This window comes from Phaeobacter sp. (assembly GCF_022825805.1).
Taxonomy (GTDB): Bacteria; Pseudomonadota; Alphaproteobacteria; order Rhodobacterales; family Rhodobacteraceae; genus Phaeobacter.
In genome coordinates, this window is sequence record NZ_JAJDWC010000066.1 from 37,403 (window position 1) to 55,849 (window position 18,447).

At 61.1% G+C, this 18,447-nt stretch carries 21 protein-coding genes and 1 riboswitch; of the genes, 9 read left to right on the forward strand and 12 right to left on the reverse strand.

The window, feature by feature from the left end:
- Nucleotides 1-2: 2 nt before the first annotated feature.
- The 8 genes from Q0C28_RS07155 to Q0C28_RS07190 form a co-directional block, all read right to left on the reverse strand.
- Nucleotides 3-782, reverse strand: coding sequence for an ABC transporter ATP-binding protein (locus Q0C28_RS07155; RefSeq protein ID WP_293574202.1), 780 nt, complete (start codon nucleotides 780-782; stop codon nucleotides 3-5).
- Complete coding sequence (locus tag Q0C28_RS07160) at nucleotides 779-1,159, reverse strand: DUF1636 family protein (protein ID WP_293574204.1); 381 nt, start codon at nucleotides 1,157-1,159, stop codon at nucleotides 779-781. The genes Q0C28_RS07155 and Q0C28_RS07160 overlap by 4 nt, the downstream gene beginning before the upstream one ends.
- 100 nt (nucleotides 1,160-1,259) lie before the next feature.
- Nucleotides 1,260-1,471: riboswitch (cobalamin riboswitch) on the reverse strand.
- A gap of 207 nt (nucleotides 1,472-1,678) precedes the next feature.
- Nucleotides 1,679-2,962: a TRAP transporter large permease gene (locus Q0C28_RS07165; RefSeq protein WP_293574206.1), complete on the reverse strand. Its 1,284-nt coding sequence runs from the start codon at nucleotides 2,960-2,962 to the stop codon at nucleotides 1,679-1,681.
- 3 nt (nucleotides 2,963-2,965) lie between these two features.
- Complete coding sequence (locus tag Q0C28_RS07170; protein ID WP_293574208.1) at nucleotides 2,966-3,529, reverse strand: TRAP transporter small permease subunit; 564 nt, start codon at nucleotides 3,527-3,529, stop codon at nucleotides 2,966-2,968.
- Nucleotides 3,530-3,605: 76 nt separating this feature from the next.
- Entirely contained in the window at nucleotides 3,606-4,643 is a 1,038-nt protein-coding gene (locus Q0C28_RS07175; protein ID WP_293574210.1) for a TRAP transporter substrate-binding protein, read from the reverse strand.
- Nucleotides 4,644-4,647: 4 nt separating this feature from the next.
- Complete coding sequence (locus Q0C28_RS07180; protein WP_293574212.1) at nucleotides 4,648-5,550, reverse strand: putative hydro-lyase; 903 nt, start codon at nucleotides 5,548-5,550, stop codon at nucleotides 4,648-4,650.
- A gap of 92 nt (nucleotides 5,551-5,642) precedes the next feature.
- The gene (locus Q0C28_RS07185; protein WP_293574214.1) at nucleotides 5,643-6,521 is read right to left on the reverse strand and encodes a LysR family transcriptional regulator; all 879 of its coding nucleotides are present in this window, start codon (nucleotides 6,519-6,521) and stop codon (nucleotides 5,643-5,645) included.
- Nucleotides 6,522-6,724: 203 nt separating this feature from the next.
- A complete protein-coding gene (locus Q0C28_RS07190; protein ID WP_293574216.1) occupies nucleotides 6,725-7,624 on the reverse strand; it encodes a LysR family transcriptional regulator in 900 nt (299 codons plus the stop codon).
- A gap of 128 nt (nucleotides 7,625-7,752) precedes the next feature.
- Between Q0C28_RS07190 and Q0C28_RS07195 the strand changes: the two genes are divergently transcribed.
- The 5 genes from Q0C28_RS07195 (at nucleotide 7,753) to Q0C28_RS07215 (ending at nucleotide 10,753) form a co-directional block, all read left to right on the forward strand.
- A complete protein-coding gene (locus Q0C28_RS07195) occupies nucleotides 7,753-8,658 on the forward strand; it encodes a CocE/NonD family hydrolase (protein WP_293574218.1) in 906 nt (301 codons plus the stop codon).
- An 11-nt stretch (nucleotides 8,659-8,669) separates the two neighbouring features.
- Nucleotides 8,670-9,158: a nuclear transport factor 2 family protein gene (locus tag Q0C28_RS07200; RefSeq protein ID WP_293574220.1), complete on the forward strand. Its 489-nt coding sequence runs from the start codon at nucleotides 8,670-8,672 to the stop codon at nucleotides 9,156-9,158.
- 37 nt (nucleotides 9,159-9,195) lie between these two features.
- Complete coding sequence (locus Q0C28_RS07205) at nucleotides 9,196-9,702, forward strand: nuclear transport factor 2 family protein (RefSeq protein WP_293574222.1); 507 nt, start codon at nucleotides 9,196-9,198, stop codon at nucleotides 9,700-9,702.
- 173 nt (nucleotides 9,703-9,875) lie between these two features.
- The gene (locus tag Q0C28_RS07210; RefSeq protein ID WP_293574224.1) at nucleotides 9,876-10,154 is read left to right on the forward strand and encodes a hypothetical protein; all 279 of its coding nucleotides are present in this window, start codon (nucleotides 9,876-9,878) and stop codon (nucleotides 10,152-10,154) included.
- Nucleotides 10,151-10,753, forward strand: a complete 603-nt coding sequence (locus tag Q0C28_RS07215) for an NAD(P)H-dependent oxidoreductase (protein WP_293574226.1) — start codon at nucleotides 10,151-10,153, stop codon at nucleotides 10,751-10,753. Before Q0C28_RS07210 ends, Q0C28_RS07215 begins: the two co-directional genes overlap by 4 nt.
- Here Q0C28_RS07215 and Q0C28_RS07220 read toward each other — a convergent pair.
- On the reverse strand, nucleotides 10,746-11,582 hold the full coding sequence (locus Q0C28_RS07220) for a LysR family transcriptional regulator (RefSeq protein WP_293574228.1): 837 nt from the start codon (nucleotides 11,580-11,582) through the stop codon (nucleotides 10,746-10,748). The two genes, Q0C28_RS07215 and Q0C28_RS07220, sit on opposite strands and share 8 nt — an antisense overlap.
- A 96-nt stretch (nucleotides 11,583-11,678) precedes the next feature.
- On the opposite strand from Q0C28_RS07220, the gene Q0C28_RS07225 reads away from it, so the two are divergent.
- From Q0C28_RS07225 to Q0C28_RS07240, 4 genes are all read left to right on the forward strand, one after another.
- Nucleotides 11,679-12,671, forward strand: coding sequence for a zinc-binding dehydrogenase (locus Q0C28_RS07225; RefSeq protein WP_293574229.1), 993 nt, complete (start codon nucleotides 11,679-11,681; stop codon nucleotides 12,669-12,671).
- Between the two features lie 304 nt (nucleotides 12,672-12,975).
- Nucleotides 12,976-13,968 (forward strand): tRNA dihydrouridine(20/20a) synthase DusA, encoded by a 993-nt coding sequence (dusA, locus tag Q0C28_RS07230; RefSeq protein WP_293574231.1) that lies wholly within the window; start codon nucleotides 12,976-12,978, stop codon nucleotides 13,966-13,968.
- Between the two features lie 248 nt (nucleotides 13,969-14,216).
- On the forward strand, nucleotides 14,217-15,059 hold the full coding sequence (locus tag Q0C28_RS07235) for a sulfite exporter TauE/SafE family protein (RefSeq protein ID WP_293574280.1): 843 nt from the start codon (nucleotides 14,217-14,219) through the stop codon (nucleotides 15,057-15,059).
- Nucleotides 15,060-15,120: 61 nt separating this feature from the next.
- Entirely contained in the window at nucleotides 15,121-15,921 is an 801-nt protein-coding gene (locus tag Q0C28_RS07240; protein ID WP_293574233.1) for a hypothetical protein, read from the forward strand.
- Nucleotides 15,922-16,266: 345 nt separating this feature from the next.
- On the opposite strand, the gene Q0C28_RS07245 is transcribed toward Q0C28_RS07240, so the two are convergent.
- Genes Q0C28_RS07245 through ccmI form a run of 3 tightly spaced genes read right to left on the reverse strand, consistent with a single transcriptional unit; the run spans nucleotide 16,267 to nucleotide 18,237 of the window.
- Nucleotides 16,267-16,500 carry a DUF1289 domain-containing protein gene (locus Q0C28_RS07245; protein WP_293574234.1) on the reverse strand — a complete coding sequence of 78 codons (234 nt, stop codon included), beginning with the start codon at nucleotides 16,498-16,500 and terminating at the stop codon, nucleotides 16,267-16,269.
- A 16-nt stretch (nucleotides 16,501-16,516) separates the two neighbouring features.
- Entirely contained in the window at nucleotides 16,517-16,990 is a 474-nt protein-coding gene (gene ruvX / locus Q0C28_RS07250) for a Holliday junction resolvase RuvX (RefSeq protein ID WP_293574235.1), read from the reverse strand.
- Entirely contained in the window at nucleotides 16,987-18,237 is a 1,251-nt protein-coding gene (ccmI, locus tag Q0C28_RS07255; protein ID WP_293574237.1) for a c-type cytochrome biogenesis protein CcmI, read from the reverse strand. Before ccmI ends, ruvX begins: the two co-directional genes overlap by 4 nt.
- Nucleotides 18,238-18,447 lie beyond the last annotated feature (210 nt).

An 18,447-nucleotide genomic window follows, 5' to 3' on the forward strand; every position in this document is an offset into this window, starting at 1 on the left:
AGTTAGGGGTGAATGTCGGTTTTTCGGATATCAAGCGCGGGGATCTGCCGCCCGTTGTGGGGCAAAAGCAGGTAATCCACGCCAAATGTGTCGCGCACGGCCTCAGGCGTCAGCACCTCTTCGACGGGGCCAAAGGCGGTCAGCCGGGCCGATTTCACCAGTGCGACATGGGTGGCAAATTCCGGGATCATCACCAGATCATGCAGGATCGTGACCACCGTGATGCCGAGACCGGCAATCAGCGACAGCATCCGTCCCTTGGCGTCCGGATCCAGGTGGTTGGTGGGTTCATCCAGGAACAACAGCTGCGGGCGCTGTGCCAGCGCGCGGGCGATATGGGCGCGTTGCTGCTCACCGCCTGACAGCTGGCGCATCGGCTTTGTCGCCAGATGGGACAGGCCGGTCAGCTCTAGCACCCGGTTCAAGGCGCTGTCATGGGTTTCCTGGCTGTGGTCCTGCCGGATCGGGATCTGGCCCAACACCACATAGTCGCGCAGCGACAGCCTGCCATCGGGATCGGATTGCTGCGATACCACCGCAATGCGGCGGGCGCGTTCCATCGCCGATAGGCTGCGCAGGCTGGTGCCGTCGATCTGTACATCCCCCAGCGCGATGTCCACCACGCCGGACAGCAGGTTCAGCAGCGTGGTCTTGCCCGCCCCATTGGGACCGGCAATGGCCAAAACCGCGCCCTGTGGCAGCTCAAAGCTGACATCACGCAAGAGCGGATCGCCATTCAGCGCATAGTATTCCAGTTGGCTTGCTTTCAGACCTGCTATCACACCGCACCTTCCTCTTGGTTCACATAGCTGGATGCGCGGGGCAGGGCAGGCAGCCGAGCCAGTGCCTTGCCATCCAGAGCCGCCGGGCGTTCGCTGTTGCTGGTCCAGCCGCTGTCGCTGTCGGCATATTGATGCGAAAACGCGGCCAGAGCAGAAATCTCCTCGGCGCTGCCGATGCCCCCAAACAGATAGCTGGCCTTATCCGGTGCCTGCAGCGCGACGGCCGGCGGAAAATCACAGCCTGCCAAACAGTCGACGGCGCGAAACCGGGTGCCCGAAGCCACCTGTTGCGACAGTGCGGATTTCAGCTGACGCGCAGCGCGGCTGCCATGGCAGCGACTACAGATCAAAAGGGTTTGTTCAACTGCACCAGCCATGAGGATCCTTGCTCGCATTCAAGCGCGGATCGAAGGTGCCTTTTGTCTCATTACACGAAACACGTGCCATAAAGCCTCCTTCCAAGGCGCCCCGCCTTGGGTTGGTTGACGTTTCGATGGCAGGTCTCCTGACTCGCGGGTCCTTGCTTGGCTGGCCTTCCCGGGGTGTCCCAGTGGCGTGTTCAGCCGCGCTCTCCGCTCACAGTTGCGGGGGCAGTCACGGATTTGGCGCCTGTTGGCTACAACTCACCGTATTCCCTTTTCATCCCAGAGGCTCAAGCGCTCTTGGGAACCATCGCGAGTTTGATCCACAAATTTCCCGAGCCTGTCAATCCCAATCGCACGCCCGGCGGCTGCAACGCTGACCTTACGGCAGCCACCCGACGGCCCCCACGCGCGGGGCCTGCCCAATCGTTAGGCAAAAGGCGCGCGCAATAGAAAACGGGCGCCATGGGGGCGCCCGTTTTGTTCCAGATCGAAAAGCCATCGTCAAAGCGCGCCAGCATGGGGCGCGCGCCGTCAATACACCAACGAGGGCAACCAAAGCGCCAGCTGCGGCATTGCCAACAACAAGGCCAGCATCACGAACATGGTGACAACAAAGGGGATTGCGCCTTTGATGACGTCAATCATCGGTCCGCCTTTGCGAATGCCCTGCACCACATAGAGGTTGATCCCAATCGGGGGCGTGATGAGGGCGGTTTCCAACAGGACCATCAACAGGATCCCAAACCACACAGGGTCAAAACCGAGGGCCACCACAATCGGAGTGATCAAAGGCGCCATTGTCAGCAGCATCGACAGTGTTTCCATGAAGCAAACTATCAGGATGAGAACCGCAACGATCATCAGCATGGTCTGCATTGGGCTCCAGCCCAGACCAGTGACAAAATCGGTCAGGGCCTGGGTCAGACCGATAATGGACAGCACGAAGTTCAAAAATACCGCCGCGATAATGATCAGCATGATCATGGCAGTGGTACGCATGGTTCCTTCGATCGCTTGCCGCATCATGGTGAGGGACATTTTGCCATTCACCGCCGCCAGCAGCATCGCGGCCACAACCCCCAGAGCGGCGGCTTCGGTTGGTGTCGCAAGCCCGGCATAGATAGACCCCACCACCACCATGAAGATACCAAGCGGCGGGATCAGCGACGGCAGCGCGCGGATCCGGTCCCCCCACGTGTGACGCAACCGCTCTCCGCCCCATTCCGGCTTGATCATGCAGGCCACCACAACCGTGGCCATGAACAGCAGTGCCAGCAGGAAGCCGGGCAGGAAACCCGCCAAATAGAGTTCAGGAACCGAGGTGTTGGTGAGCAGCCCATAAAGGATCAGGTTGATCGATGGCGGGATCAGAATGCCCAGCGTTCCACCCGCTGCGACGGTGCCCAGAAAGAGGCGTTCATTGTATCCCCGTTTCTTGATCTGGGGCACCGCAACCGTGCCGATAGTGGCAGCCGTGGCCACAGAAGAGCCTGAGGTCGCCGCAAACAGCGCAGATGATCCGATATTGGAATGCATCAGCCCGCCCGGCAACCAGCCGAGCCACTTCACGATGCCATCATACATGCGTTCGGTGATGCCCGCCCGAAGCAAGATTTCACCCATCATCACGAACATCGGGATCGCCACCAGCAAGAAATCGGTGCTGGTCTGCCACGCCATGTCAGAGATCGCCCTATGCAGCGGCATGGGGCTGTCGGTCCATTGCAGGATCAGGCCAAGCCAGCCAAGCGACGCTGCAATGGGCACCGCCAGCCCGATCAGGGCCAGCAGAATAAGCAGTGTTTTGATCAACATGGCTTACACCGCCTCATCTTCGATTTGCTCATCCAAGGATTTCACGCCAATCAGGTTTTGCACCCCCGCCTCATCGCCCCGCAGATGTTGCCGGATGGCCATGATCGCAATCAGTGCGCCGGAGAAGACGAAGAAGATCCAGCCGAACAGCCAAGGGATCTGCGGAATTGCCAGCGGGACGCGCATTGGGGTGATCGAGCGCGAGCCATTTTCCAGCGTATCGCCCACCATGCTCCAGACCATGACGACCACCACCAGGGCAAAACCGCTCAGCAGCAGAAGGCCCAACAGGTTGATATAGGGATGCAGCCGTTTCGGGATGGTCCCCAGCAGCGCATCGACCCGGATGTGGGCCCGTTCAAACAGCGCAAACGACAGCGCCAGAGATGTGGCCACACCAAAGGCGTAGCCAGAGAGTTCATCCGCCCCGCCAAGAGACACGTTGAACAGCTTGCGCAAGAACACTTCTAGAGTAACGAGGATGGCGGAGAGCACGATCAATGTGCCACCAAGCCAGGTCATCCACAGGCTGAAGCGGCGCGCTCCGGTGAAAAGCGTATCTAACATTTCGGGGGACCTTTTAGTCTGCTTGTGTGGGGCGGACTGTATGCAGCCGCCCCACCTGTCTGATGTGATGCGCGTGTTATTTTGCTTCGGCGCTCAGACCAAGAATTGGGCCAACCGTCGCGTTCCAATTGTCGGCGCAGTCCTTCCCGCAGCGTGCTGCCCAGCGGGCCAGAACGACGTCTGTGGCGATCTGATCGCGCACTGCAAGGTCTGCCTTTGTGGGCTCCACCAGCACCATGGACCCTTGGTCGCCGATCTCACATGCGCCGCCGGTGATGCAGGAAATGGCGACATCATCTTCGGTTGCGGTCTCGGCCCACATGGCATCGGTCAGCGCGGCAAATTCGGTTTGCAAAAGCGCCTGATCTTCGGCCGACAGGCTGTTCCATTTGTTCATATTCATCGCGCCAAAGGCCAGACCCCAACCAACCCGCAGCGTGTAGGCGTGGGTTGCGACCTGGTTCCACTTGGCGGTGTAGGCCGACATGGTGCCGGTGATGGCACAATCCACCACGCCTTTTTCCAGCGCCGGGATCACCTCGGAGAAGGCGACGGTCACCGAGGTGCCGCCAACACCTTCGACAAAATCGCCAAGGGTGGTGGAGTAGACACGGATTTTCTTCCCGTTGAGATCAGCAATGCCGTTGACCTCACCGTTGCACCAGAGCGTCTGGCTCGGGAAGGGATAGAGCATCAGCAGTTTGGCGTTGTAGATATCGGCAAACGCCGTCTCGAGCGTGTCAAAATAGGCGTCGGACACCTGCCGCTGTGTTTCGATGTCTTGCGTCAGGGTCGACAGATCCGCGCCTTCAAAGATGGCATTTTCCGCAGCAACATAGCCCGGCAGGCCAAAGGCGAAATCGAACACGCCGTTCTTGACCAGGCGCATGATTTCAAAACCTTTCAATCCCAACCCGGATTGCGATTGGATCTTGCCCACGATCTTGCCGCCCGAGGCCTCATTGAGGCGCTGATTGAAGAAAGGCTCTTCATGTTTTTGATAGTTTGTCAGGCTGGACCACGTGCCGACGGCATTGAGCACGACGGGTCCATCCGCCAGCGCTGAGGTGGCCATGAAGGCCAAGGCCCCTAGGGCAGTTGTCACTGTCTTCATTGTCTCACTCCTTGTTGGTTTGTTTTTTGTATATTGATGTTTCGGCATCTTCGGCGACGTCCGTGATCAGCATGTATCCCGGTGCATGAGTGATGCAGATTGGTGGCCGCGCCGCCTGCAACACATTCTGCGGGGTGACGCCACAGGCCCAGAACACCGGTATCTCGCCGGGCTGAATGTCCACCGGGTCGCCATAGTCCGGGCGCTGCAGATCCGTGATCCCGATCTGCGCCGGGTCGCCATAGGCAATCGGAGCCCCATGGGCCTGCGGGAATTTGGCGCTGATGGCTATGGCCTCGTCCAACTGGTGTTCCGGAATGGGGCGCATGGACACCACCATCTGGCCCGCAAAATCGCCCGCCGGTTCCAGATCCAAACTGGTTCTGTACATGGGAACATTGCCGCCGGTCTCAATGTGGCGCACCGGAATGCCCGCCCGTACGAGAGCCGTTTCAAACGTGAACGAACACCCCAGCGCAATGGTGACCATCTGGTCATTCCATAGATCAGAGATATCAGTGACCTCGGCTGTCAACTGGCCATCGCGAAACACCCGGTATCTGGCAACGTCGCTGCGCACATCGATGTCCTCGCCCAGGGTCGGCAGCATCGGATCGCCTGTATCGCTGACCCCGACCACGGGGCAGGGCTTCGGATTGCGCTGGCAGAAGCGCAGGAAATCAAGCGCGTAGACCTCGGGCAGAATGGCAAGGTTGCATTGCAGCTTGCCCGCGGCCAACCCTGCTGTTGGGGCATCATGCGCGCCGATACGGATCCGTTTGCGGATCGCGCCGCTCGACAGACCTGCGGCCTCAGATACAGGACCTGCTACTGGGTTGGACACTGGGCCTGATACCGGGCCAGATACTGGGTCTGCCGTTTTCGCTGTGTTTACGTGCCGTGCCATGCTGAACCCTCGTGTGACGGCTCAAGCATCACACAGGTTGCTGCATTCAATCAAATTATCATTTTCTATCACTGGTGATAAGAAACCTGAAACTAACAGCGCTGGGTCTGGTGCCATTCTTGGGCGATATCACGCGCGATTTCGGCGCCGGTTTCCACAAGAACGCTGCGAGGCTCGGCCAGATAAGAGGCGGTGAACTCGAGCGGGGGCAACATAAATCCGGGCGAAAACTCCTCAATTTCATCAGCGCTCAGATGATGCGCGGCCAGAACGCGCGGGTAAGGTCCCACGGCAATTCCTGCTGCGATCATTTTCAGGCTGGCCGACAGCGACGCCGAGCAAAACACCCGCGATTTTGGCCCTACCCGCCGCGCCAGCTCCGAGGTCAGCTCACGGTAGGGGCGGGTTTGCTTGGAATAGGAAATGATGGGGATTGTGGACAGATCAACTGCGCCAAGCTGTTTGGATTTATACCAATGAATATCAAATTTTGGCAGTTCCACGTTCTTGACCGAGTATTCCGAAACTGGCCCCATCAGAAAGGCTAGGTCCAGCTGCCGCTCCAGGATCGCCGCCCGCAAATTCATGGAAATATCAACGGTGAGATCAATATTGACCCGCGGGTAGCTGACGTTGAACGCCTGCAGAAACGACGGCAGCCATGCTTGCGCGATGGTCTCTGACGCGCCGATGCGAAACAACCCCTCGGTCTCCGCAGGGTTGGCAACGCGATGTTTGATCTCTTCTTCCACATACAGCAGCTGTTCGGCATAGCCCAACAACTGTTGTCCCTGTTTGGTCAGCAGCAGACCACCCGGGCCGCGATCAAATAGTTTGGTGTCCAGTTCATCTTCGAGCGTGGCAATCCGGGTGGACACCGCAGGCTGAGACAGGTGCAATCGATCAGAGGCCTTGCGAAAGCCACCAAGCCGGGCGACCCAGAGAAATGTGCGCAATTGTTCAAACGTCATGGCTATTCACACCATTGATCACAGAGCGCCGCAATTGATTTATATCGTTGGATCGTGCGCAGGTCCGAGCTTTACCGCAGTGTCCGCCCCATCGTCGCATCCATATTGGATTTGTGGGCCCCATCGCAATGCACTGTTATATTGAGGTTTTTAGGAGCGGGGGCTCGGCTCAATCCGGATCTTGGGCGAGCTGCGATACGGTGTTATCGCAGTGCTATACTGTCCCGGAGGTGGTCCATGAACAATCGCAGCGGCATCATGGTGCGGTATTCGCGGGGGAAATAGACGTAGATGCCTGGGGTTTCGGAAAGGTGGCTTTCCAGCACTGGCACCAGTGTCTGAGCCGCAATATCCGGCGCCACATACTCGCGGAACGTATAGGCGAGCCCCAACCCTTGCCGGGCCAGATCAACGGAGGCGGGCAGGGTGTTGTTGATCAGGTTCCCGCGCACATCGACCGAATAGGCACCCTCGGTGCCCTGAAATTCCCACGGTGCGATGCGCCCGGAGGAATGAAAGCGATAGCGGATGCAGTTGTGCTCCAGCAGCGCGCGCGGGGTTTGCGGCGTCCCGTATTGGGCCAGATACGCCGGGCTGCCCACCACAGCCAGAGGCATCGGCGGGGTCAGGCGTATCGCAACCATGTCCTGCGCGATCTTGTCACCGATCCGAAAGCCTGCGTGCAGTCCTTCGTCAACCAGATCGGTCAGCGCGTCGCTGATCGAAAACTCCAGCTCGATCTCCGGATAGGCGGCGCAGAACGCAGGAAGGGCCGGACTGATGAACAGGTCATAGACGTGATCCGCCATCGCCAGTTTCAGACTGCCCCGTGCCGCGTGGCCGCTGGTGCGCGCACTTTCCACCGCGTCGCTCAACTGGTCAAAGGCAGGACCTGCGCCCCGGATCAGGGCACGGCCTGCCTCAGTCAGGCTGACGGAGCGTGTGGTGCGGATGAACAGCGCCGTTTCCAGCTGATCTTCGAGGGTTTTCAATTGATGGCTGACGGTCGAGGGTTTCAGGCCAAGCGCGTCTGCGGCGGCCCGTAGGCTGCCGTGGCGGGCAATGGCGGTGAACACTTCGAGCGTGGCGAGGGGCAGGCGCATTGGGGCTCCTTTGGTATCATTGTTAGATACTATACATGAAAGAAGTGAAAAGAAGGGGAATTATCAAAAATCGGGTGGAGCCATAGGTTCCTGTCATCACAGCAACGCTGATCCGAAAGGACCACCCAATGACCCTCATCAATCTGCAAAACACCCCCACCCGCAAAGGGGTGAGTGAACGCGCTGTGTCCTTTGACAGCAACGGTACGACGTTGAAGGGCTGCCTTTACACGCCAGAGGATGCCAAAGCTCCGCTGCCCGCGGTGATCGTCACCGGCGCCTGGACGACGGTAAAGGAACAGATGGCCGGCACCTACGCGCGTGAGCTGGCCGCGCGGGGCTTTGCCGCATTGGCCTTTGACTTCACCGGTTGGGGCGAAAGCGACGGTGCACCGCGGTATGTTGAAGATCCGGTTGTCAAAACCGCCGACATCCAGTCCGCTGCCCGCTTTCTGGCCTCGCTGGAGGATGTTGACAGCGCCCACATCTCAGGCCTCGGGATCTGCGCCTCCTCGGGCTACATGGCCGCAGCCGTTGCCGACAGCGAGACCTTGCGGAATGTCGCGCTGGTCGCACCCTGGCTGCATGACGCAGCGATGGCCGAGAGCATCTACGGTGGTGCTGAGATGGCGGCCTCTCTGATTGCCGCGTCCGAAGCCGACGGCGCTGCCGAAACCGTCCTGCTGGGCGCATCCACCACCGACGAAAACGCGGTCATGTATCAGGCCCCATATTACACCGAGGAACAGCGCGGCCTGATCCCCGCCTACGACAACAAGTTCTCGGCGGCCTCGTGGAAACCCTGGCTGACCTATGACGCCCAGGCCAGCGCCGACCGGCTGAGCAAACCGATGCTGATGGTCGGCTCGCCCGCGATCGCGCTGCCCGCTGGGGCCGCCGCCTATGAGGCCCGCACCAACGCCCCGCTGGAAAAGCTGTGGTTGGGCGAGGATGTAACCCAATTCGACTTTTACGACCGCAAAGACGCGGTAACCGCCGCCGCCGATGCCGTGGCCGATTTTCTCAACGCTTGAAAGGACGGATCATGAAAACGCTGATCGCCACCACACTTGCAGCCACCTTCGCTGCCGCCATGGCCATGGCGGCTTCCCCCGAGGACAACATCAAAGTCGTGCAGGACTTCTTCGCAGCCTACGGCGCGAATGATCTCGACGGCATCGCCGCGGTTATGGATGAAGACGTGCAATGGCACATTCCCGGCCGTCATCCGCTGTCTGGGACCAAGACTGGCCGCGATGAGGTCTTGGCCTTTTTCGGCCAATTGGGCGTGGCGGGTTTCAAGGCCGAGCCGATCTACTTCGGCGCGGATGACACCCATGTGATCGACATCCACCGCGGCTGGTCCAATGCCGATGGCAAGCCCAACGTCGATACGATCTGGGCGCTGGTCTACCGCATCGAGGATGGCAAGATCGTTGAGGCCACCAATCTCAGCGCCGATCAGGACGCGGCCAATACATTCTTCTGGTCGCAATACGATCTGGCCCCAGTGCCCGACCGTCTGGCCAAGTAATGCCGCCGGACACGCCTCAGATACTGGAGAAACCGACATGACCAGAACTCTACTCGCCACATTTGCAGCCGCAACCTTGATGGGAGGTGTGGCCTTGGCCGACCAGACCGAAATCACCAGAACACTCACCGATATCGCCGCCGGGGCAGACCGGCAGGATTGGACCCGTGTACGCGGCGCTTTTGCGGACACAGTCACAACCGATTACACCAGTCTTTGGGGCGGTGCCCCTGTCGTTCAGTCGGCAGATGATTTGGTGGCCAGCTGGGCAGGCTTTCTGCCAGGCTTTGACAGCACGCATCACATGGTGACCAACCATTCTGTCACGCAGCTGTCGGAGACCAGCGCCATGGCGGAGGCAGATTTCACTGCCACCCACCGGATTGACGACGACCTTTGGGTTCTGGGCGGGCGCTACAGCTATGCGCTGACCAAGTCGGGGGCGCAGTGGCAGGTCACGTCACTGACCATGACCGCGCTGTGGGAAACGGGCGACCGCAACCTGACAGCCATCGCCGCAGAACGCGGCGCGACCGCTGACTAAGGCCGCCCCTGGTGAAACGCCCGCGTATCACCAGGGTTCTTTCCTCATTGGACAGACGACACATGACCTTCACAGATATCCCGGCCTTCATCGCCGACTGATTCGCGCGGTTCGACAGGCTTGACCCCATTGACGCCTTTTTGCCGGACCTGCACCCGCAGGTGACATGGGACATGCCCGACGTCGATCTGTCCCTGAGCGGTCACGCGCGGGTCCGCGCTTGGTATGATGGCATTCTGGAGATCTTCCAGCGCCCGACCGAACACCATGTCAGCAACATCCGCGTCAGCGACGGCACAGCCTCCTTTGAGGTGCTGCTGCGTGCCCGGACCTTTGATGGGCAGTTGATCGAGGCTCGGGTGCGCGAGGACTGGCGCTTCGACATCCGGCCCGATGGCCGCCCTCTGATCACCCATTATTCCGCACAAACACTTGAAGAGGCACACACATGAAAACCCTCGTCCTGACCGCCCACCCAGATTTGGGCAAATCCCGCATCAACCGCGCCTGGTTTGATGCGCTCACACAGGCTGACAGCGTGACCACACGCGACCTTACGGCCATTGGCGGCTCCGAGATGCGGTTTGATATCTCTGCGGAGCAGACCCTGCTGCAGGCTCACGACCGGATCGTGTTCCAGTTCCCATTCTACTGGTACTCCGCCCCGCCGGTTATGAAAGCCTGGATGGATCAGGTGCTTAGTTATGGTTTTGCCTATGGCCCCGGCGGCACCAGGCTGAAGGGGCGCGAGTTCCTGATCCTGGTGTCAACGGGCGGACCTGCCGACAGTTACCATGCCGGTGGCTACAACAACTTCTCGATGGACGAGCTGTTGAAACCTTTCCAGCAGACTGCGACGCTGACCGGCATGACCTACCTGCGGCCTTTCGTGGCCCATGGCATGGCGGTCGCAACGGTGGAGCAGATCGATGCCACAGTATCGGATATGCTGGCCCATTTGACCGACGCTGAGCTTGATCCCAAGATCAAACAGGCCCGCCTTCTGAAGGCACTGGAGGATGATCCTGTCAAGGCGGCGGCGGTCAGCTGATCGCCATGAAGTCGATCAGCTTGCGGACGCGGGCGGGCAGGAGGCGGCGGCTGGGATAAACCGCGAACATATCGCGGGACGTGGGCTGGGCATCAGCGACGCTCACCTCCCGCAAGCCATCTGCCACCATGTCACGTGGTAGAATGGCGATCCCCATGCCCCTGCGCGCCGCGCCTGCCACCATGTCGAGCGTGTCAAACTCATGCGTGATGTTATGGGGTTTGATTTGGGCACCGGATTGCATCAGCCAGGGCTGGCGCGACACCAGTGCGGGCAGCGCCAGCAGGTGATCCAGTGCGATCGGCCCGTCGATGCCCTGCGCATCAATGAAGCTGTCACTGGCGCAAAAGCTGTAGGTCAGGGTCCAAAGCTTGCGTGCAACCAGCCCAGATTCCTGCAAAGGGCCAACACGGAAGGCGAGATCGACGTTGTCGCGGAAGAAATCCAGAATGGTGTTCGAGGTGGTCAGGTCGATCCTGATGTCCGGGTTTTCGGCTGCGAAGTCCAGCAACAGCGGCCCGATCCGGTCCTGTACCGCCATCGGGGGGGCAGTGATGCGGATCGTATGGCGGGTGGTATCCTCGGTCAATCCGGCCACGCTCTGAAGCGCTTCGATCGGGTCCTGGCACAGATCCAGCAGGCGACGCCCTTCTTCAGTCAGGCGGACCTGACGGGTGGTGCGTTCGAACAGTTTCACGCCCAGATGATCCTCCAGCTCCGCAATGCGGCGGCTGGCACGAGACAGGGGAATGCCGATCCGGGCGGCGGCCTCAGAGAAGTTGAGATGCCGGGCAACGGCGGTGAAGAGGGCGAGGTCGTTGTATATCATTGTTGCATATGTAGGATTATCAATCCCAAAATGCGATATTATCATGCGTTTGGCCCATGGCTAGTTTCTTCGTAAGTATTCAAACGGAGAACCTCCATGTCCCACGCTATCGTTATTCCTGAAATCGGCGCCCCAGAGGTCCTGCAGTCGCAGGATATGCCCACGCCCACGCCCGGCACGGGTGAGATCTTGATCCGCAATCACGCAGCAGCGGTCAATTTCATCGACACCATCATTCGCCGGGGCGAAATGCCCGAAGGCATGATGCCGGATCTGCCCCATGTGCCCGGTGTCGAAGGTGCAGGCGTGGTCGAGGCCTTGGGCGACGGAGTTGACGGGTTTGCAATCGGTGACCGTGTTGCCTGGATCGGTCCGATCGGTGCCGGAGGTTATGGCAGCCATGTCATCATCGGCGCGCCCTATGTCACGCATCTGGCCGAGACGATCGACTTTGCCACCGCCGCGGCCGTGCCGGTGAATGCTGTGACGGCCTGGCACATGCTGGTCAATCTGGGTCATGCCAGACCTGGGGATTCAACTTTGATCCACGCGGCTGCAGGCGGTGTCGGCACGATGGCGGTCCAGATCGCCAAACACCTTGGTCTGACGGTCATCGCTTCCGTCAGCACGGGAAAGCTGGACTATGCGCGCAAGCAGGGAGCAGATCATGTGATCGACTACCGCCAAGAGGATGTGGCAGCGCGGGTCAAAGACATCACCCAAGGGCGCGGCGTTGACCTGACCCTGAACCCGATCTCGGGGGAGAGTGTGACATCCGATCTTGAGGCTCTGGCCCCGTTGGGCACGGCTGTGATTTTCGGTTTTCTGGCCGGGCCGCCGACTGGCACCTTTGCTGAGGATTTGACCCAGCATTTTCAGAAATCCGTCGCTCTGCGCGTCAGTGATATTTATACTTATTTCGGTGATCGCCCGCAGGCCTTCAGCGCGGATCTGAGCCATGTGTTAGATCTGCTTGGTCAGGGTATCTTGCGCCCACAGGTCGAGGCGCTCCCGCTCACTGACGCTGCCGAGGCGCATCGCCGCCTGGAAACGGGCCACACCACCGGCAAGCTGGTTCTGACGATCTGAGGAAAGCGACCTTGGCCCTGCACTGGCCAAGGTCGCGAGGGGCTGTCTTGGTGGCGTGGTCCTGGCGGTCAGTCCTGGTGGTGTGTGTCATGGTGCCAGTTCTGAGATCTCTGAGGCCCAGCACGATGGATATGACGGACCCATTCGGGGCCAGGAACGCGCTGCATTGGGCCACTGTTTGTAGGCTTTGGATGTGCTACACCGTAGCACGCTCGAATCGAGAACCTCCGAAAATCTCCGGAAATACGGTGAGATCAGGGGGAATCATGCGGTGCGCAGCCTGGGCCTGAATGGAGTGAACGCTTTGAATAATAACGCACAAAATGCAGCGCGTTTAAGCGTGGCGCCGATGATGGACTGGACGGACCGGCACTGTCGCATGTTGCATCGGTTGTTGAGCCGGGAGACCTTGCTTTACACCGAAATGGTCACCGCTCCAGCGTTGGTGCGGGGCGGGGCGTTGCATTTGTTGGACCATTCGCCACAGGAACATCCCCTAGCGCTGCAGCTGGGTGGGTCTGATCCGCAGGAGCTGGCGGAGGCCGCGCGTTTGGGCGCGCGGGCAGGTTATGACGAAATCAACCTCAATTGCGGCTGCCCCAGCGACCGGGTGCAATCGGGGGCTTTTGGCGCGGTCTTGATGAAAACGCCTGAATTGGTGGCCGAATGCGTGGCTGCGATGCGTGAGCGGGTCGATGTGGATGTGACCGTCAAATGCCGCATCGGTGTGGACGATCAGGATCCGCAGGCGGTGTTGCCCGGATTTATCGCAGCTGTGGCGGAGGCGGGCTGTGACCGGCTGACCATCCACGCGCGCAAAGCCTGGCTGAAGGGGCTGAGCCCAAAGGAAAATCGCGATATCCCGCCGCTTGATTACGACATCGTGCATCAGATGAAGGCGGCGTTCCCCCATCTGCATATCTCCATCAACGGTGGCATCACCTCACTGGCGCAGGCGCTGGAACACCTGGATCGTGGCCTGGACGGGGTGATGGTCGGGCGCGCAGCCTATCATCAGCCCAGCGATATCCTCAGCGCTGCAGACCCCGAGATTTATGGCTGTGGCGCGCGCCGTGATCCGGTGGCCGTGGTGGGCGAGATGCTGGAATATATCGATGATGAGCTGGCAAAAGGCGCCCGCTTGCATCAGATCACCCGCCATATGCTGGGGCTGTTTGCCGGGCGTCCCGGCGCGCGCAACTGGCGGCGGGTGCTGTCGGAGGGTGCAAACCGGCCTGGTGCCGGGCCGGAGCTGGTGATGCAGGCGCTGGAACAGGCGACGGGCCTTGCGGCCTGACACGCGCCTTTGATGCAGCATGGGGCTTTCGCCGCGCAGATCGCGCGTGGTGACGACGCGGTCCCGCAGCGGCAAGTGGAAAAAACCTGTCCGGTGGCGATCTTCTCCTATATCAGCCAGAGCGGCGGGTGGTGATAGCCCCGCCAGACAAGACCGACCAGACACGACCGACCAGGCCAGACCGACCAAGCGGGCGCAGATGGCCCGACCGAAGGAGAGCGCAAATGCAGGCAATGATCCCCCCTTTGATGAGCGATCTCGCTCTGGCCGGTGCGCCCGCGATCTGGGCGCAGATGGCCGGTCTGTTGCTGGTCACCGGTGCGGTTGCCGGCGTGTTGGCAGGCCTCCTTGGGGTCGGGGGCGGCATCGTTCTGGTGCCTGCGTTTTTCTACGTTTTTCAGACGCTTGGCTATGGTGGCGACCAGCTGATGCAGATGTGTCTGGCGACCTCGCTGGCGACGATCATCGTGACCTCGGTGCGCTCGGTCTTGAGCCACAACAAAAAGGGCGCGGTCGACTGGCAGATCCTGCGCAGTTGGGGGCCGGGCATTGCCGTTGGCGCCATCGTCGGCGTCACAGTCGCGGCCTCGTTGCGGTCCACGACGCTGCAGGCGCTGTTTGGTGTGCTGGCGTTGATCATCGGGCTTTACATGGCCTTTGGCCGGGCGGAATGGCGGCTGGGTCAGGAGATGCCCAAAGGTGCGCGCCGCCTTGTGCTGTCGCCTGTGGTTGGCGGGCTGTCGGTGCTGATGGGCATTGGCGGGGGTAGTTTCGGCGTGCCGCTGATGAGCCTTTTTGCGACGCCCATCCACCGGGCGGTGGCGACGGCGGCGGGGTTTGGCGTGATCATCGCGGTGCCGTCGGTCATTGGCTTTCTGTTTTTCCCAATCGACGCTGCCGCGCGCCCGCCATTCACGGTTGGGGCGGTCAACCTTGTGGCTTTTGTGGTGGTGATTGCGATGACGCTGATCACCGCGCCTTGGGGCGTAAAGCTCGCCCATGCGATGGACCCAAAACCGCTGAAGCGGGTTTTTGCGGTTTTCCTGATCCTTGTGGCGCTAAACATGCTGCGAAAGTCGCTTGGGCTCTGATCGCGCTGTGGTTGCTTGATACAGTCGCCGCGATAGACCCGCAGTTTCAAGAGGTGTGACGATGGCATTGCAGCAGTACCAAGACCGGGGCTGGTGCGCATTCGAGTTTGATGCGCAGACCTTTGCCTGGGCGCAGCAGGCCCATCGCGCCGGTGTGGCAGCGCTGCGGGATCCGGCCAATGCGGAGTGGCTACAGTGCGAAGGCACCTGGTTCATCGGAGTGGATGCCTTGCCCAACGATCAGACCGGTCAACTGCCGGATGGACCGCCCTTGGCCGGTGCGGCGATCACGTTCATCCGCGACCATCTGGGAGAGATCCCGCCGTTGCACCCGGCGCAGGTGTCTTCGGTGTTTCCAGGCTATCCCCGTCCGCGACCCGGAGAGGGTGAGGCGGCGTTTCGCTACCGGGTGAAACGGGATGCCGCCCATGTGGATGGGGTGAAAATGTATGGCGAGCACCGCCGTCGCAAGGTCGAGGAGCCCCATGCCTGGGTGTTGGGTCTGCCGCTGAATGCTGCCAGTGCGGGAGCGTCGCCACTGGTGATCTGGGAAGGCAGCCATGTGATCATGCGCGCGGCCTTTGCTGCGGCCTTTGGCGACCGTCCGCGGGCTGAATGGGCGGATGTGGATGTGACCGATGCCTACACGGCCGCGCGGGCCGAGGTGTTTGAGACCTGCCGCCGCATCACTGTGACGGCCAAACCGGGCGAGGCCTATCTGATGCATCGTCTGTGCCTGCACGGGGTTGCCCCGTGGGAGGAGGGCGCGACAGCTCCGGATGAGGGGCGCATGATTGCCTATTTCCGTCCGGAAATGGCAGATTGGACCGATGCGGCCACGGGTTGGATTTCTGCGATCTGAGCCCGCGGCCACAGGGCTGTGGGATCATTGGCGCGGGAGGTCGCATGTTAGGTCAGCGATGCTGTCCAAATGTTTCGCGTGCGAAACAATGGGTCAGTAGCTATTCCGCATGATTATCAGTGTGTTAAAGGTGCCTGCGCTCGGATGAGCCTGATTTTGCCTGCGCCCACAACTTGTTGCGCCCATCGCGCAACGCTTGCCCATATCCTGACAGGGCGCGCGCCTGCACCGCCACAGGCGCATCACAGCGAGAGGATTTGACCTGCCTGCTCGAGGTTGCCCAGAGGGTGTGCAGCGCATCGGGGGGATTTTTCAGAGGAGCTGGGGCTGCAAATGCCCCGCGCGTCAGCGGCGTTTCAGCCGAGCGCTGCGGCCCCCGCGGCGTTTGGTGAGGTCACTGGCGCGGGCGGGCAGCTGTTCCAGCAGGCTGGCCCGTTCCTCGTTGGTCATCTTCGACCAGCGGGTGATTTCATCGATGGAGCGATAGCAGCCGGTGCAGATGCGCGCCTCGGGGTGGACCACACAGATCTGAATGCACGGGGATTGCACTTCGTCGCGTTTCCAGACGTCTTTGCTCATGGGTGGTGTTCTCACGTTAGCCTGTGTTCAGATGGCGCATCCGATCCAGCGCCCCCTGCAGGATATAGGACGCTGCCACATGATCGATAACCTCAGAGCGACGCTTTCTGCTCGTATCGGCCTCCAAAAGGGCTCTTTCTGCGGCAACTGTGCTCAATCTTTCGTCCCAGAAGCCAATCGGCAGGTCGGTCAGATTGGACAGGTTGCGGGCAAAGGCGCGGGTTTTTTGACAGCGCGGGCCTTCGCTGCCGTCCATGTTGCGCGGCAGTCCTAAAAGAAGCGCGCTGATGTCGCGGGTCTTCACGATCTCGAGCAGTTTTTCGGCATCAAGGGTGAATTTCTTGCGCCGGATGGTTTCCAGCGGGGTGGCCACGGTGCCCATACGGTCGGACACGGCAATGCCGATGGTCTTGTCGCCCAGATCCAGCCCGGCGATGGCGCAGAAGCTGGGGAGGGCGGCGGCAAAAGCCTCGAAGTCGTCGTAGATCATTCTGTTATTCCTGCGCGTTGCGCGGCGGCGGTGATCGCGGCCAGCGCATCGGGGGTGTCGGCAAAGACCTTTTGGGCCTCGGCGTAGATGGCGCGGGCGCGCTCGGTCTCTTGCAGCACGCTGAGCGCGCCGATCAGCTGGGCCCATTCCTGCGGGCTGCCGCCGGTGGTGGCGAGCCGGTCAGACAGCCCCTCGACCATGCCACGGATCATGGCGGCGCGGTCCTCGGCGCTCATGTCCTGTGCGGCGGCGATGTCTGCGTCGCTTGGCCCGGAACCGGCAGGACCACGACCCGGAATGGGCGCGCTGCCCGGTTCGATTGGAGTATAGTCGACCCCGGCGCGAAAGGCGATTTCTTCGATCTGCGCGGTGATGGCGGTGACCCAGGGCGCTTCGGCGGGGCCCATGGCGAGGGTTCCGCTCCAGACCTCATAGGCGATGTCGGGACGGCCGATCTGGGCCATCATCAGGCCCCAGTAGTAGCGGGCGCCACCGTCAAAACGATCCAGCGTCAGCGCCATGCGCAGCGCCTCTTCGGCCTCGGGAGAGACATAGCCGCCGGTGGCCATGATCTGCAGCTCGGCCAATTCACCGAAATCGCGGGCTTCGACATCACCGGACATGATGCGGATGAAATTCGCCTTGGCTTCGGCGGCGGCGGAGAAATTGCCGAGGTTGCCTTCGTGTTGCACCAAAAGCGCCTGACCCTGCGCGTCATTGGCGCGGTTTGCGGCGGTGCTGCGCAGTTGCTCGACCAGCTCGAGATAGCCGGGTTCGACCTCGGGCGCGGGCCGCTGTGGTGCCTCTGCCTCGGCTTCGCTCTGCGAGGGACGGGAGGCGGCGCGTTCGGCGGCGGCGGCAATGCGCAGCTCCAACCCCATGTCGGCATAGCCCGGCGCGCCCAACTGGCTGTAAAGCCCGTAGACACCGCCCGCCAGCGCCAGCGAGACCAGAGCCGCCATGACGCGGCTGGCCCCTTTGGGTTGCGCGTTGCCATCGGAGGCCGCTTGCAGCTGGGCATCGGCGGCCAGAATGCGGCGGGACACTTCGGTGCGGATGCGTTCGGCGTCGGCTGGCTGCAACACGCCACGGGCGAGATCCTTTTCGACCTCGCGCAGTTGCTGGCGGTAGACATCCAGATCATAGGCCGCGGCCGGGCCGCCAGGGTCGCGCCCACGGATCAGCACCAGGGACAGCAGCGCCGCGGTGGCGAGGGTGATTAGGCTGATGACAATCCAGAACGTCATGATGGCTCCCGCAGTTTGCCATCATGTATAGGGGGCAGCGGTCGGAAAAAAGACCTAACTGCTGCGGCGCACTGTCCTGATTGGTCGTGATCTGTCCTTGTCGTCCCTTAACCGCGCTCTCTCGTGCGCAACGGATTGTCTATTGCGCGGGGCAGGGCAGAGGCAACCTGCGAGCCATCGGGGGAGAGGGGGATGTTTTGTTGGATTTGC